Source organism: Elusimicrobium sp. An273, assembly GCF_002159705.1.
Taxonomy (GTDB): domain Bacteria; phylum Elusimicrobiota; class Elusimicrobia; order Elusimicrobiales; family Elusimicrobiaceae; genus Avelusimicrobium; species Avelusimicrobium gallicola.
The window spans coordinates 392,365-407,923 of record NZ_NFJD01000001.1; the positions used below are offsets into that span (position 1 = coordinate 392,365).

The 15,559-nt window shown below is 53.4% G+C and carries 10 protein-coding genes and 1 tRNA gene; 5 read left to right on the plus strand and 6 right to left on the minus strand.

Translation table 11 applies throughout. The features are described 5' to 3' along the window. Positions 1-50 precede the first annotated feature (50 nt). From B5F75_RS01835 to mutS, 3 genes are read right to left on the minus strand one after another with little or no spacing between them, the layout of a single operon-like run. Complete coding sequence (locus B5F75_RS01835; RefSeq protein ID WP_087287051.1) at positions 51-842, minus strand: EFR1 family ferrodoxin; 792 nt, start codon at positions 840-842, stop codon at positions 51-53. 3 nt (positions 843-845) lie between these two features. Further along, positions 846-2,714 (minus strand): DNA mismatch repair endonuclease MutL, encoded by a 1,869-nt coding sequence (gene mutL, locus B5F75_RS01840; RefSeq protein WP_087287054.1) that lies wholly within the window; start codon positions 2,712-2,714, stop codon positions 846-848. Further along, positions 2,707-5,271, minus strand: a complete 2,565-nt coding sequence (gene mutS, locus B5F75_RS01845; RefSeq protein WP_087287057.1) for a DNA mismatch repair protein MutS — start codon at positions 5,269-5,271, stop codon at positions 2,707-2,709. Before mutS ends, mutL begins: the two co-directional genes overlap by 8 nt. A 184-nt stretch (positions 5,272-5,455) precedes the next feature. Here mutS and B5F75_RS01850 point away from each other — a divergent pair. Further along, a tRNA-Tyr gene (locus B5F75_RS01850) sits at positions 5,456-5,542 on the plus strand. A 319-nt stretch (positions 5,543-5,861) separates the two neighbouring features. Here B5F75_RS01850 and alaS read toward each other — a convergent pair. Next, the gene (gene alaS, locus B5F75_RS01860) at positions 5,862-8,474 is read right to left on the minus strand and encodes an alanine--tRNA ligase (protein ID WP_087287063.1); all 2,613 of its coding nucleotides are present in this window, start codon (positions 8,472-8,474) and stop codon (positions 5,862-5,864) included. A gap of 81 nt (positions 8,475-8,555) precedes the next feature. Between alaS and B5F75_RS01865 the strand changes: the two genes are divergently transcribed. The 3 genes from B5F75_RS01865 to B5F75_RS01875 are packed head-to-tail and all read left to right on the plus strand — an operon-like array spanning position 8,556 to position 10,503. Next, the gene (locus tag B5F75_RS01865; RefSeq protein WP_087287066.1) at positions 8,556-9,254 is read left to right on the plus strand and encodes an HAD family hydrolase; all 699 of its coding nucleotides are present in this window, start codon (positions 8,556-8,558) and stop codon (positions 9,252-9,254) included. Between the two features lie 17 nt (positions 9,255-9,271). Next, entirely contained in the window at positions 9,272-9,619 is a 348-nt protein-coding gene (locus B5F75_RS01870) for a hypothetical protein (RefSeq protein WP_087287069.1), read from the plus strand. Continuing rightward, positions 9,616-10,503, plus strand: a complete 888-nt coding sequence (locus tag B5F75_RS01875; RefSeq protein ID WP_087287072.1) for a diacylglycerol/lipid kinase family protein — start codon at positions 9,616-9,618, stop codon at positions 10,501-10,503. The genes B5F75_RS01870 and B5F75_RS01875 overlap by 4 nt, the downstream gene beginning before the upstream one ends. Before the next feature lie 121 nt (positions 10,504-10,624). Here the strand turns inward: B5F75_RS01875 and B5F75_RS07660 are convergent, their stop codons facing one another. Both B5F75_RS07660 and B5F75_RS01885 read right to left on the minus strand, forming a co-directional pair. After that, on the minus strand, positions 10,625-11,149 hold the full coding sequence (locus tag B5F75_RS07660; RefSeq protein ID WP_087287075.1) for a type IV pilin protein: 525 nt from the start codon (positions 11,147-11,149) through the stop codon (positions 10,625-10,627). Positions 11,150-11,192: 43 nt separating this feature from the next. Then, the gene (locus tag B5F75_RS01885; protein ID WP_087287079.1) at positions 11,193-11,732 is read right to left on the minus strand and encodes an NUDIX domain-containing protein; all 540 of its coding nucleotides are present in this window, start codon (positions 11,730-11,732) and stop codon (positions 11,193-11,195) included. A gap of 85 nt (positions 11,733-11,817) precedes the next feature. On the opposite strand from B5F75_RS01885, the gene dnaE reads away from it, so the two are divergent. Continuing rightward, positions 11,818-15,306 carry a DNA polymerase III subunit alpha gene (gene dnaE / locus B5F75_RS01890; protein ID WP_087287082.1) on the plus strand — a complete coding sequence of 1,163 codons (3,489 nt, stop codon included), beginning with the start codon at positions 11,818-11,820 and terminating at the stop codon, positions 15,304-15,306. Positions 15,307-15,559 lie beyond the last annotated feature (253 nt).

Consider the following 15,559-nt stretch of genomic DNA (forward strand, 5'->3'; position numbering starts at 1 on the left):
CAATTTGCCTGCAAAAAAGAACCCCCGAAGCAAACCTCCGGGGGTTGTTTTTAGGATTTGTCGTTACAATAGAATTCCGGCTCTTTGCGGGCGCCGTATTTTAGCAGGAAGGCCGCTTGCGCCACCCCCTGCAACAGTTTATTAATGCCTCGGGCATGGTGCGGGCACACAGCCACGCAACGCATACAGCTGATGCAGCGGGAAGCGTCCGTTTGGGACGGGTTTTCAAGCGAAATGGCCCCGGTGGGGCACGCTTGGGCGCAAACGCCGCACTTTACGCAGGCCGATGAAGCCGACGGCTGAAACGGAATTTTAGGATACGCTTGATAAGGCCGCTTGCCCTTAACGGAGGGAACCGTCAGTTCCTGCGCATCCGCCTGCCGGAGGTATTGCTGCACGCGCTTTGCAAACGCCGCCAACAGGGATGCGTCTTTTTCATCCGGGCGTCCTTTGGCTACGCGGGGCATTAACGAATGCTGCGCCACCGGCGCCGCCGCCGCAACGGGCACAAACCCGCCCGCCAAGGCAATATCCTGCATTTCCAGCAAAGCGTCGTCATAATCCCGGTTTCCGTACACCGCCAGCACAACGGCCGGGGTGTGGTTCCCTTTCAGGTGCGAAAGCCGCCGCGCCGCCGCCGCGGGGATCCGCCCGCCGTATACGGGCGCGGCAAACACTACGAGTTCGCTCGGGCCGAAAGAAAGCGAAACGTCCTCTGCAGAAAAGGGGGTAATGTCCACCTTTTTTACCGGGGCGCCAAACGCGTCCGTAAACAGATCCGCCGTTTTTTGGGTAAGCCCCGTGGCGCTAAAACACACACACGTAATCCGGTCTATTTGCATGTCTTATCTCCCGAATAATTTATCCAACTGTTTCATATCCACCTGCGCAATGCAGGGCCTGCCGTGCGGGCAGTGCATGCCGTCTTTGCACTTTTTCATATTTTCAAGCAAGCCTTCCGCCTCTGCCGGCGAAATAGCGTCGTGCGCCTTGATGGCTTTTTTGCAGGCCAGCATGGCCACCATATTGCGTTTGAGCGTTTCGGTGGATTTGGACGGGTCGCCCACCACTTGCGAAAGTGATACGATAAATTCTTTCATATCGTCTTCTTTAAAGCGAATCATATGCGGCATGGTGCGCACCAGCACGGTGCGGGCTGAAAAAGGCTCCACTTCAAAACCGGCCGTTTTGAGCCAAGCCGCCCACGAAAGCAAAGTCTCCGCGTTGGAAGGCGGCAAATCCACATGCACCGGGAAAAGGAGCTTTTGCACTTTCACGCCCCGCCGTTCAAACGCGTCCAGATAATGTTCAAACAGCACGCGTTCCTGCGCGGCGTGCTGGTCTATTACCACCAATCCCTGCGGATTTTCAAACAGCAGATAACTCCGCTGCAATTGCCCCAAATAGTGATAGGGCCCCTGATACCACGAAGGCGTTTCCTCCGGCAGGGAAGCGCGCGGCGCGGGAGCGGACGGGGAAGGAACATCCGTGCCCGACGGTTCGCCTTCCGGGCGAGCGATATATTCGGCGGGGTCTTCCGTCTCTTTTATCACAAAATGCGGCTTGGGCGAAAAGGCCTGCGCCGGCCGGGCGGCGCACGCCGCGGCAAAGGTTTCCATGGGCGTTGGAGCCGCCGGGGACAAAAGCTTTTGGGCCGCCTCCTGCGCGGCAGGCGGCAGCGTCATTTGCGGTGCTTCCAGCCGTACGTCCACCGGGCGGGATTGTCCAAAAATCACTTCCCCCGCGTCGTTCATAATCCGGCCGAACACTCTGTTTTCGTTTTCAAAGCGAATGTCCCGCTTTTGCGGGTGGATGTTGACGTCAAAATCCGCCGGATTAAGCGTCATATAGACCAAAAACGCCGGGTGGCGGTCTTTGGGGCGGACGTTTTGATAGGCTTTGTAAATAGCCTGCTGAACCGTTTTGGAATCTATCGGGCGGCGGTTGACGAAAATATACTGCATATCGCGCACGGTTACCAATTTATCCGCCGGCGAGAGGAACAAATTTAGTTTTCCTTCGTCAAACGCTTTAAACAGCAAAGACCCCGCCACTTCTTCGCCCAAAATCGCTTTGGCGCGGGCAATCACGGCCTGTTCAAACGGGCCGGATTGGGCGGGCAAATCGTACACGGTGCGGCCGTTCACGTGCACCCGGTACGCCACTTTTAAATTGGCCAAGGCGCTTTCTTCAATTACTTTTAGCAGGCAGGCGCGTTCGTATGAATCGCTTTTTAAAAATTTAAGCCGGGCCGGCACGTTATAAAACAAATCGCGTATTTCCACCGTGGTGCCTTTGATGGCCGGGGCCGGACTTTTGGAAAATACTTTCCCCGCGTGCAGTTCCAAGCGGTGCCCGGCGCCTTCGCCGGTGCAGCTGGTAAGCGTCATGCGCGAAACCGCCGCCACGGAATACAGCGCTTCCCCGCGAAAACCGAACGTCTGCAAGGTGGTCAAATCGTCAAACGAGCGGATTTTGCTCGTAGCGTGGCGCAGTACGCTTTGCTCCAGGTCTTCTTCGTCCATTCCGCAGCCGTTGTCGTTAATGCGGATGAGCTCGCGCCCGGCGCCTTCTATATCGATGTTAATGCTTGTGGCGCCCGCGTCCACCGCGTTTTCCAGCAATTCTTTCAGCACGCCCGCCGGGCGTTCAATCACTTCGCCCGCGGCGATTTTGCCTGCCGTTTTTTCGTCCAATACGCGTATGTTACTCATTGATTCGTTTCTTCCATTCGCAAATTAACTGCAGCGCCGCCAGCGGCGTAAGTTTGTCTGGGTCGGCCATTTTGATTTCTTCCACAATCGGCGAGGAGAACAAGTCCTTTACCATATCCTGCTCCTTGGCCGATATTTTGGCCCCTTTCTTGGCTTCCAAATCTTTCAGCACTTTTTTGGCGCGCAGCGTGCACGCCGCCGGCAAACCGGCGATTTCGGCCACGTGAATGCCGTAAGAACGGTCAGCCGGGCCGGGCAAAATTTGATACAAAAACGCCAGCCGGCTGGCGCCGCAAGCGTCTTTATATTCCTTGGCTTCCACGTGGTAGTTGCGCACGCTTTCGTATTTGTTTTCCAAATCCACCAATTCAAAATAATGCGTGGCAAACAGCACCTTGGGGCCGCCGTGCGGCTGGTATAAATACTCCACAATCGCCCACGCAATGGAAATGCCGTCAAAGGTGGAAGTGCCGCGGCCCACTTCGTCCAGCAAAATCAGGCTGCGCGGCGTTTTGGACGCCAAAATATGCGCAGTTTCGTTCATTTCCACCATAAAAGTGGAGTTGCCGCGGCTTAACGCGTCGTGCGCGCCGATGCGCGTCATAATTTTATCCACAATCCCTACTCTAGCCGACGAAGCCGGCACAAAACTGCCCATTTGCGCCAAAATCACCAAAATGGCGGTTTGTTTTAAAAACACGCTTTTGCCACCCATATTGGGGCCGGTAATCAGCATAATTTGGTTTTGCGGCGTGCCGATATCCAAGCTGTTGGGCACGAAACTGCCGGCAGGCAGGGTAGCTTCCACCAGCGGGTGGCGGCCGTTTTGGTAGTGCAGTTCGGTACTGTTGTCCACCACGGGCTTTACCCAGCCGCCCTGCAACGCGCACAGCGCCAGCGATACATACACGTCCAGCTCCGAAACAATGTGGGCAAAGTCTTTTAAATTATTAATCTGCGCCGCCAGCGTTTTGCGAACGGCATCAAACAAGGCGCTTTCCAAGCGCAGGATTTTTTGCTCGGCATTTAAAATTTTGTCTTCCAGTTCTTTGAGTTCTTCGGTAATAAACCGTTCCGCATTGACTAGCGTCTGCTTGCGCACGTAGGAATAAGGCACCTTATCAATGTGGGATTTGGTCACTTCAAAATAATAGCCGAAAACGGAGTTATACCCCACTTTCATCGTGGAAATTCCCGTTTTTTCGCGCTCGCGGGCGCAGATTTCTTCCATGCTTTTGCTGCCGTTGGACTTAAGCGAGCGCAGTTCATCCAGCTCGGCGTTGTAGCCCCGGCGGATGACGTGCCCGTCCGATAGGCGAAGCGGCGGGTTTTCGTCAATGGCGTCGTACAAAACCCGCGCCATATTTTGAAGCACCGGCAAAATTTCGGTAAATTTGGCCTGCAAATGCGGGGCAATGGCCGCCCCGTAGGTTTCAAACCAGCGGGCGATCGGGTCTACGTTTAATAAAGACTGCCTCAACCCCGACAAATCCCGCGGCGACGCCGTGCCGGTAGCGGTGCGCGTCATGATGCGTTCAATGTCGGAAATGTTTTCCAGCAAAGCCGTCAAATCGGCCACGGCCGCCGGGTTTTTGGCAAAGCCTTCCACGCAATCCTGCCGCTGGGCAATTTCCCCCGGATCCATCAGCGGGTGCAAAATCCATTCTTTTAATTTGCGGCTTCCTACCGCCGTTTTGGTTTTGTCCAACAGGGCCCACAGGCTGCCTTTGCGCCCCCCTTCCTGGCTTTTGACCAGCTCCAAAGACGCTACGGCGTTTTCGTCAATCTGCAAACATTCTTTCAGTTCCCGGTACGACGGAATCAAAACCGTTTTAAAGCTGGGCTCGGTAACGTTTAAATAGTCCATCGTCTGCAGGGCGCAGGCAAGAGCCTTGCGCTTGTTGCCCCATGCGCTTAAAGAAGGCCAATTGTCCGGCAGAGTGTAATCCCCGTCAAACGCGGGGCGTTCGGTAAGCGTCAGGTTGCCCGGAAGCACCACTTTTGTTTTCAGCAGGGCCAAGCTGTCTTTGTCTCCGATAATTTCCGAAGGGTTAATTGCCGCCAGCGCCGCCGCCAAGTTGGTTAGAGTGGGGTCTTTGTCGTTTTGATTGATCCAAAACTCGCCGGTAGACACCTCCACGCACGACAGCGCCCACCCGTTTGCCCCGGCGCTCAGCGCCACCAAATAGTTGGACTGGTTGGCGTCCAGAAGCGTATCTTCCATCAGCGTGCCGGGCGTAATGACGCGAATGACTTTGCGTTCAAACAATTTGGTATTTTTGTCCATTACCGAGCTGGTCTGCTCGCAGATACCAATCTTCTTCCCGGCGTTGAGAAGCCGTACAATGTAGTTGTTTGCCGCGTGGTAGGGAATGCCGCACATGGGCGTGCCGTTGCGCGCGGTGAGCGTGAGCCCCAACAACGCGCTTACTTCGCGGGCCTGCTCGTCAAACATTTCGTAAAAATCGCCTAACCGGAAGAACAAAACAATCCCCGGGTATTGGGCCCGGATGTCGTAGTATTGTTTCATTAAAGGGGTGGTTGTGGTCTTTGGCATAGTGATATTTTAGCAATTTTACGGACTTATTGCCCGACGGCAGACCGCGGCGTTGGCCGCCGCAGGGGGCTAGTAAAGCGGATGACAGGAAATAATTTTTTTGTTATAATATTTGTACCTAGTTGTTTAAGTAATAACTAAGGCCCGGGGGCTTCTGGTTCCCGGCGTTTTTAACGGTTTGTTTGGTAGGATGGCTGAGCGGTCAAAAGCAACGGTCTGTAAAACCGTCGGGCTACGCCCTACATAGGTTCGAATCCTATTCCTACCACCATTTAACCCCGCGGGTGCCTTTGGCAAACGCGGGTTTTTTATAGGCAGGTAGGAAAGCAGGCCAACTGCTTGGCCTGCGCTAGGATTCGAAAGGCGCAGCGATGTTTGGGTTTGCGCCTGCAAGCGCGCAAGGCCCAAACCGCGAGCCCGGCCTGCAGGAATTTTCCGTCAGGAAAATTACCGGAAGGCGAATCCCCTACCACCATTTAACCCCGCGGGTGCCTTTGGAAAACGCGGGGTTTTTGATAAATAGGCAGTTTATAAACAGGCAGAATAAAAAGCCCCGGCGCCAAGCCGGGGCTTTTGCTACTAATATAGAATTACAGCGTTTCTTGCAGTTGGCCGATTAAGTCCCGCCACGGGCGTTTGGCCTCGCCGCCGCCTTGGGCGAAATCGGGCCGTCCGCCGGCGCGGCCGTTTAAGTCCGCCGCGATCATCTTGGCCACGGTTACCGCATCGGTGTTGGGCAGCTTGCCCGCCATTTTGACGACAAACGATCGTTTGCCTTCTTTGTCGCACATCACGATAATCAGCGCCTGTTTGTATTTTTGCGCTACGGTATCGGCAATGGTGCGCAGTTCTTTGGGCTCGGCGCCGTCTGCTTGGCGCAGCACCAGCGAAGAACCGTTTTTCATCGTAAACGTCATTTCGTTCATGCCGCCGGCAACCAGCGTTCTCTCGCGGAATTGCGTGTAGCGGCGTTTGACTTCTTTGAGCTCGTCCATAATCGCGCCCACGCGCGTAAATACGTCTTTGGCCGGTACTTCCAGCCGCGCGGCCAACGCATCGGCTTGGCGGTTGACTTCTTTCAAATAGTCCAGCGCGGCATACCCCGCCACGCCTTCAATGCGGCGCACCCCGGCGGAAACGGAGCCTTCCTTAAGCACCAGCACCGTGATTACATCCGCCGTGTTTTTGACGTGCGTACCGGCGCACAGTTCCAAACTGTATTTTTGTTCCGGGTGTTCAAAGTCGCCCCCCATCAGCACAAAACGGGCCGGGTCGGCATACGTTTCGCCCAGCAGGGTTACGGCTCCCAGCTTTTCGGCATCCGCCAACGGACGCACTTGGCACGTAACCGTCAGGGCGGCTTCGGCCGCCTGGTTGGCAATTTGCCACGCGCGGTTTAATTCTTCGGCCGACGGCGTTTTGGAAAGCGTATAGTCAAAGCGGAACCGCTCCGGCGATACGTATGACCCGCTTTGATGCACCGACGTGCCGAACACTTGGCGCAGTGCGGCGTTTACCAAGTGAATGGCGCTGTGGTTGGCCATGCAGCGTTTGCGCAGGGCGGCGTCCACCCGCAGGGTAACCCGTTCGCTTTTTTTAAGCGTGCCGTTGACTTTATGCAAATACACTTTGCCCAGCGGTTTTTGTACGTCTTCCACGCGGGCGATTTCTTTGCCGCCCGCCAAAACAAGGCCTTTGTCACCCACCTGTCCGCCGGATTCGGCGTAAAAAGGCGTTTGGTTAAACACGGCGTACCCTTCGCCCTGCAGGCTGTCGCACGGTTCAAATTTGTCGTTTAAAAGCGCCAGCACTTCGGCCGCGTCTTCCAGCGTGTCGTATCCGGTAAAATGCGTGGCGGGATAGCCGTTTTCCAATTTTTGCATCATAACGGCTTTGCCTTTGGTAAATTCGTCCGCATACGAGCGGCTCTTTTCCTGCGCCGCTTCTTTGGCTTTTTCGTAGCCGGCCATATCCACCGCTACGCCTTTGGCGGCGGCGATTTCTTTGGTCAGCTCCAGCGGAAATCCGTACGTTTCGTGCAGGTGAAAAGCTTCTTCTCCGGGCAAGGTTTTGCCGCAGGCCGCTAACAAAGCCGCCAGTTTTTCTTCGCCGGTAACCAACGTTTTCAGGAAGGTTTTTTCTTCTTGTTTTAAAACGTCCTGAATGTGGGACAAGTTCTTGTCGATTTCCGGATACAGCCCCGCAAAAATGCGCTGCACCACCGGCACCAGCGTGTAGAGGTAGGGCTTATCGTTGCCCATCAGCTTGGCATAGCGCGCGGCGCGGCGGATCAAGCGGCGCAAAATATAGCCGCGGCCTTCGTTGGAAGGCAAAATTCCTTCGGCAATCAAAAAGCTGGAACTGCGCACGTGGTCTGCAATAATGCGAAGCGCAGAAATTTCTTCTTTCGTTTCGCCCGTAATGTGTAAGTCTTTTTTGGCTTGCGCCGTAAGCGGGGTGAACAAATCCGTTTCAAACACGTTTTTGGCGCCCTGCATGGCCATGCACAGACGTTCTAGGCCCATGCCGGTATCAATGTTGTTGTGCGGAAGGGGTTTAAAGGTGCCGTCTTCCTGGCGGTTGTAGCTTTCAAAAACGATGTTCCAAATTTCTACGAATCGGCCGCAGTCGCAGGTAATGTCGCAATGCGGGTTTTTGCAGCCTTTGGGGCCGAAGTCGTAATAAATTTCCGTGCACGGGCCGCAGGGGCCGGTGGGGCCCATCGTCCAAAAGTTGTCAGCCTCGCCCAGTTCAAAAATCCGATCGGCCGGCACATATTTGCGCCAGTATTCGTAGGCCTCGGCGTCGCGCGGGGCGATGCCCCCTTTGTAGATGCTGACGTAGAGTTTATCGGCCGGAATGGCAAGCACTTTGGTCAGATATTCCCAGGCCCAGTCGATGGCTTCTTTTTTAAAGTAGTCGCCAAAGGAAAAGTTGCCCAGCATTTCAAAAAACGTCAGGTGCCGCTCGGTAAAGCCTACGCTGTCGATATCCGTGGTGCGCACGCATTTTTGGCAGGTGGCGGCATTTTTGAGGGAGTTGTCGATCCCCAGCAAATTGGCTTTAAACTGCACCATACCGGCAGAGGTAAAAAGCAAAGTCGGATCCGAATGGGGAATCAGCGAGCTGGAGGGCAAAATAGGGAGCCCTTTGGAATGGAAAAATTCTAAATAACCGTTTCTGATTTCTGTGCTTGTTTTCATAAAACCTTCTTATTCTAAAACATATATAATAAAGTATATCAAATACAGGGGGCGCTCCGCGCGCCGCCCGCCGGAGAAGAAATGCCTTTTAGCGCCCGATCCGTCCGCTTTGTCTGTTTTGACGCCGACGACACCCTTTGGAAAAACGAAGAATTTTACCGCCAGTCCGAGCGGGACTTTGCCCGCCTGATGGCGCCCTTTCTTTCCCAACAGCAAGCCATAGACCGTCTGTTTCAAACCGAAATGGACAATTTGGAAACCTTCGGCTACGGGGCCAAAAGCTGTATGCTTTCCATGATGCAAACGGCCTTGGAAATACTCCCCCCGCAGCAGGCGGCAGGCGCGCTGAAAGAAATCCTCCAAATCGGCAGGCGGCTTATTTTGCACCCGGTGGAAGTGTTGCCCGGCGTGAAAGACACGCTTGAAAAACTAACGGGGAAATATCATTTGTCCGTCATTACCAAAGGCGATTTGTTAGACCAACAGCGCAAGCTGGAACGCTCGGGCCTGCAGCCGCTTTTTAACCATGTGGAAATCGTCAGCGACAAGACGCCCGCCGCCTACCGCGCCCTGTTTGTGCGCTTAAACGCCAAACCGCAGGAAGTGTTGATGGTGGGCAATTCGCTGCGATCGGATATTTTCCCCGCTCTGCAGGCCGGCGCCCAAGCCGCCTATCAGCCCAGCCCCTTTAACTGGAAACACGAAGAAATGCCCGAGCCGCAAGATCCGCCTTATTTAAAAATTGCCTCTCTGCCGGACTTGCTGCCCGTTTTGTTATAATTTGAAAAGGAGTGCGTATGAATAAAATTTTCGGCTATTTGTTAATTTGTGCGGGGCTGTTGCTGATTTTCTTTTCGCTGGTGGGCATGTACAAGGTATTTGTAAACGGAAACGCCGTCGTGCCGGTCATGCAGTTGGCGGATTTGCAGCTAAACACCACCTACGGCCCGGTGCAAATCCCGATGAAAAGCATCGGCACCCTAGTGAATTTGGGCTTGTTTGCCGTGTTTATGGTTTTTGTTTTATCGGCCGGCGGAACGATCGCCGGAATCGGGAACGGCCTTCTTAAAACCGAACGCATTTACGAAGCCTTGCTGGAAAATCCTTCCGCCCCGGCCCAGCCGGAGGCGCGCAAAAAATTATGAAACTTCTTTTTATCTTAAATCCGCACAGCGGCAAATTAAAAGGTGATGCGGATAAAATTGAAGCGATTGGCAAAGCCATTCAGCTCAACTTTCCCGGTGCGGATATGCGCCTGACCCAAGCCCCCGGCCACGCCACCCAGCTGGCGCGCGCGGCCGTACTGGCCGGCTACCAAGCCGCCATTGCCATCGGGGGGGACGGCACCATCAACGAAACGGCGCGCGGGCTGGTAGGCTCGCAAACGGCTTTGGGCGTGATTCCCAACGGCTCCGGCAACGGTTTTGCGCGCGAGCTGGGCATGCCCCTTTTGCCGCAAGAAGCCCTCGCCCGGCTGCAAAAGCCGCGCCCCTTTCCGTGCGACGTCGGCTACGCCAACGGAGAACTCTTTTTAAATTTGGCCGGCGTCGGCATCGAGGCGGACATCGCCTGGCAGTTTATGGAACAGGGCAAAACCGGCGCCCGGGGCATGTGGCCTTATTTTAAAATCGGCGCCCGGACGGCTTTTACTTATAAACCCAAAACCATCGCTTTGGAAGTGGACGGGCAAACGCGCACGCTGGCCCCGCTGACGCTGGTGTTTGCCAACGGGCGGCAGTATGGCAGCAATTTTAAAATCGCGCCCGAGGCCAGCCTGACGGACGGGCAATTGGATATGGTTACCGTGTCCGACGCACCCAAATGGAAGCTGGCGCTGGCCGCACCGTCTTTCTTTACGGACAAATGGCGCCCCTTTGGCATTACAAAGACGGAACACGTAAAAAAAGCGCTTATTACCCGCCCGGGAGAAATCATCTACCACATTGACGGTGAACCGCGCAAAACCGCCGACAAGCTGGAAATTTCCGTTGCGCCCGCGGCCTTGACCGTGTGGCGCCCGTGCCGCTGATATGACCAAACGCAAACGCCGATCTGCTGTTCGTCTAAGCCGCCGCTTCAAATTTTGGGCGTCGCTGGCGGCCCCGTCTGCAACGGAAGCGACGGGGAAGAACCTAACTTTTGGGATGCAATTATTTAATTAAGTATTTGTCTCCCGAAAGGAGCGTGCCCATCGAACGGCAAATTTTCTGTCCTTGCGTCGTAACGGCTCCGCACAAACGGTATCCTTTTTTAGAAAAAGACCATTGTTCCCCGTTTAAATCCAAGAACAAATCATAATCGTGATTGGTCCACTGATTTCCTTGCGCCGTTCCGCGGTAAGCGCGCACAAAATTGGGAGATTCCAACGAATAAGTAAAATTTTTGCTTTCTTTTAAGCCAAGTGTTTGCGCATTGGTATGCCCCGAGGCCGGCAGAGGAAAATCAATATCCAGCAGTCCCCACCTATCGGTAGAAGAGGTAAACGCGCTCATATCCCCCCCGTTTTGCAAGCGATATAACTCCATCGCATCGCCCAAGGATTTCATCGTCTCAAACGCCTCGGCCGAACGCGCTTTTTCAACCGCCAAGGTATATTGCGGCATTGCAACCGCCGCCAAAATACCAATAATCAAAACGACTACCAACAGTTCGATTAACGTAAACCCTTTCTTCATAGTATTGTCTCCTTGTTAAAGATGAACGGAAACAGCGTTTCTCTTACTTGCCGTGAATCCGATACCACTGCAGGGTAATAATCGTTTTCGCGTCGGTAATTTCGCCTTTTTCAATCATCTTATACGCTTTTTCCAGCGGGAATTTCTGCAAATTCAAAAACTCGTCTTCGTCCGGCTGGTCTTTGCCGCGCGTAAGCCCCGTGGCCAAATACAGGTGCTGTTCTTCGTTGGAAAACGCGTTGCACGGATGAAACACCATAATTTCTTTAAGCGACTCGGCCGTCAAACCCGTTTCCTGTTTCAGCTCCGCCTTGGCACAGGCCAAAAAGCTTTGCCCTTTTTCCCGCTTGCCGGCGGGGATTTCCCACGTGGCCTGCCGAATCGGGTAGCGGTATTGCTGCACCAGGTATACACTGCCGTCTTCCACCGGCAAAATGCCGCTTGCGCCGTGATGGTCAAAATACAGCCGGGTGGACGTGCGGCCGTTTAATAATTTTACTTCGTCCAGCTTCACTCCCAGCACGCCGCGATAGAGCGTTTTGGAAGAAATTTTTGTCTCTTTTAATTTACTATAATGTTTCATATATACATCTTATAACATTTTGGACGTTCCCCGTCCCCGCGCGCTTGCCGCGCCCAAGATCAGTCAATAAGGGTTTCTCTGTTTTATGGCCGAATTTGTACAACTGCACAATCATACCGAATACTCGCTTTTGGACGGGATGCTGCGCGTGTCCGAAAACCACAAGCCTTCCCGCTTTTTGCAGAGTTTAGCCGCCCAGGGCATTCCCGCCATGGCCATTACCGACCACGGCAATATGTACGGCGCGCTGGATTTTTACGATTCGGCCCGCGCCGCCGGCATTAAGCCCATTATCGGCTGCGAATTCTACATTACCGAAGGCAAATACACCGAAAAAGACAAATCCCGCACCGGCCATTTGACCATTTTAGTCCGCAACCACGAAGGCTACCAGAACCTGGTAAAACTCAACTCCATGGCGTGGGTGGACGGATTTTATTATCACCCCCGCATAGACAAAGAACTCTTAGCCCAGCACAGCGGCGGGCTGCTGTGCCTGTCGGGCTGTTTGAAAGGGTTCTTGTCCCAATACGTGCGGGAAGGCGCGTTTGAAGAAGCCTGCCGGCTGGCCAAAGAATACGAAGATATCTTCGGCAAAGGAAATTATTATATTGAGCTGATGGATCACGGCATTCGCGAAGAGGTGGAAGCCCTGCCGCTTTTAAAAGACGTGTCCAAACGCACTGGCATTCCGCTGGTGGCCACCAACGACTGCCACTACGAAAAGAAAGAAGACTGGGAAGCCCACGACGTGCACGTGTGTATTGCCACCGGCAAAACGCTCAACGACCCGCGCCGGATGCAAATGTCGCACGAACTGTATTTTAAATCGCCCGAAGAAATGTGCGCCCTGTTTGAACACACGCCCGAAGCCTGCACCAACACCTTGGCGATTGCCGAAAAATGCAATTTGGAATTTCCCAAACACGGGTTTATTTTGCCCAAGTTTGACATCCCGCCCGAGTTTTCCAGTTCGGCCGAGTATTTTAAAGACTTATGCCGCAAGGGCCTGACCAAAAAGATGAACGGCCACGTGCCGGATAATTACTGGAAGCAGCTGGAGTATGAATTTAACGTTATTATCACCATGGGCTTTGACTGCTACTTCCTCATTGTGCAGGATTTTATCAACTGGGCCCGCGCCAACGGCATTCCGATCGGGCCCGGCCGCGGCTCGGGCGCCGGCTCGCTGGTGGCCTACAGCCTGGACATTACCCGCGTAGACCCCATTCAAAACAAACTGCTGTTTGAACGCTTTTTGAACCCCGACCGCGTGAGCATGCCCGATTTGGATATTGATATGTCCGACGCCGGGCGCGAACGCGTGATTGATTACGTACGCCAAAAATACGGGCACGATAAAGTTTCCCAAATCATTACCTTTGGCACCATGAAAGCCAAGCTGGCCCTAAAAGACGTGGCCCGCGCCATGGATATCCCGGTGGCGGAAGCCAACCGCATCGCCAAAATGATCCCCAACGATCCCAAAATGACGTTGGAAAAAGCACTGGAAATCAACGAGCTTAAAAACGAAGTGGAGAAAAACCCGCAAAGCAAACGCCTTTTTGAAATGGCGCGCAAAATTGAAGGGTTAAAACGACACACCGGCATCCACGCAGCCGGCGTGCTGATTACCAAAGAAGCCGTATCGGAATATGTGCCCTTGGCACGCGGCGCGCGGGACGCGATTACCACCCAGTTTGAAGGGGAGCCGTGCTCCAACCTGGGGCTTTTGAAAATGGACTTTTTGGGCCTGCGTACGCTGACCGTCATCGACAATGCCGAAAAAATGATTCGCCAGCGCCACGACCCGAATTTTGACATCAACAAAATTCCGCTGGACGACAAAAAAACGTACGACCTGCTCTGCGCCTGCAAAACGCTGGGGATTTTCCAGCTGGAAAGCGGCGGCATGCGCGACCTGATTAAAAAACTCCAACCCACCAAATTCAGCGACGTATCCGCCTTGGTGGCGCTCTACCGCCCCGGCCCGATGGAATCGGGCATGATGGATATGTTCGTGCGCCGCAAAAACGGGCAGGAAAAAATCGTCTACGAAACGCCTCTTTTGGAAGATGTGCTCAAGGACACCTACGGCTGTATGGTGTATCAGGAACAAATCATGGAAATTTCCAAACGACTGGGCGGATTTACCCCCGGCGAGGCAGACACCCTGCGCAAAGCCATGGGGAAAAAGAAGCTGGACGTAATGGAAAAATTCGGCAAAAAATTTGTGGAAGGCTGCCAAGCGCACCATATTTCCGAAAAAATCGCCACCCATATTTACGAGCAGATGAAAGCCTTTGCCGGATACGGTTTTAACAAATCCCACTCGTTTGCCTACGGTTTGGTATCGTATCAAACGGCTTATTTAAAGGCCAACTATCCCATTGAATTTATGTGTGCCGCCCTAACCAACGAAATCGGCCACAACGCCATCGGCGCGGACGACAAGGAAAACAAAATCGTTACGTACCTGGAAGAAGCCCGCAGCATGGGTTTTGAAATTCTGCCGCCGGACATAAACAAATCCCAGCCGGAATTCTCGGTGGAAAACATCGACGGCAAAGAATACATCCGCTACGCCCTAGAAGCCATTAAAAACGCCGGTGAGGAAGGATGCCTTTCCATCGTAAAAGAACGCGAAAAAGACGGCCCTTACAAATCGCTGGAAGATTTATGCAGCCGCATTGATTTGTTCCAAGCCAACAAAAAGACCATTGAAAGCTTGACCAAAGCCGGCGCGCTGGACAGCACCGCCCCCGGCCAAGACCCCAAAATCACCCGCGCCAATATCTTGGCCAACATTGACAACGCCGTAGATCTGGCGCATTTGGTGGCCAAAGAAAAAGAAAAAAACACCGGCAATTTGTTTGGGGACGATTTTTCTTCCGTCTTAAGCGTAAAGCAAAAAGCGCCCGTTGCGGCCAAACCGCTTACGCAAAATGAATTATTAAGCTACGAAAAAGAAGTCTTGGGCCTCTATTTCAGCGGGCACCCCATGGCCAAATACCAAGAACACTTGACCCAGCTGCACTGCACGCCGATTATTGACATTTTGGAAGGGCGCGCCAGCGGGCGGCTGAATGTGCTGGGCATTATTACCTTGTTTAAAAAACGCCAAAACAAACGCAAAGAAGAATGGGCCCAAATGGTGATAGAAGACTGCACCGGCTCCATTATGGTAAACGCTTTTGCGCGGGCGTATGCCAATATGTCGCACAAATTGGCGCCCAACGCCATTTTGAACTTTCTGGGAGACATCCGCGTAGACGACGAAAGCGCCCGCATTGAATTAAACTTGCAGGACGTCAGCAGCGTAACCGATTTGATTTCCAACATCGCCAAGGAATTCACCATCCGCATCCCGGCCGATTATCCCAAGAACGCCTTGCAAAAACTGAAAACCTACCTGGATATGACCCGCGGCACCACCACCGTTATTTTGGAAGTGCCTTCCAAAGAAAACCCGGGCAAAATCCACCGCATCCGCACCAATAAACGCATTTTGCTGCACAAAGGACTGTTGGAATATATTGAAAACACGATGGGAAACGCTTGGAGTTTTAAATAAAAGCCGGCTTGGCTCTGTACTCCCGTACCTACGAAAAAATCCGCGGCGGCCTTTGCGAACAAAACACAATTTGCTATAATAGATAGGTATTCACTTCGATTTAAGCCCAGTTGGCGCAGCGGTAGCGCGTTCCCTTGACATGGGGACATTCACAATCCATTTTTAACCGCTTATTAGTCCTCGTTCTCCGACGAGGATTTTCCTTTTTATACCTCACTGACAACCACCCTCAAAATGGTCAAGTGTCCAAAAA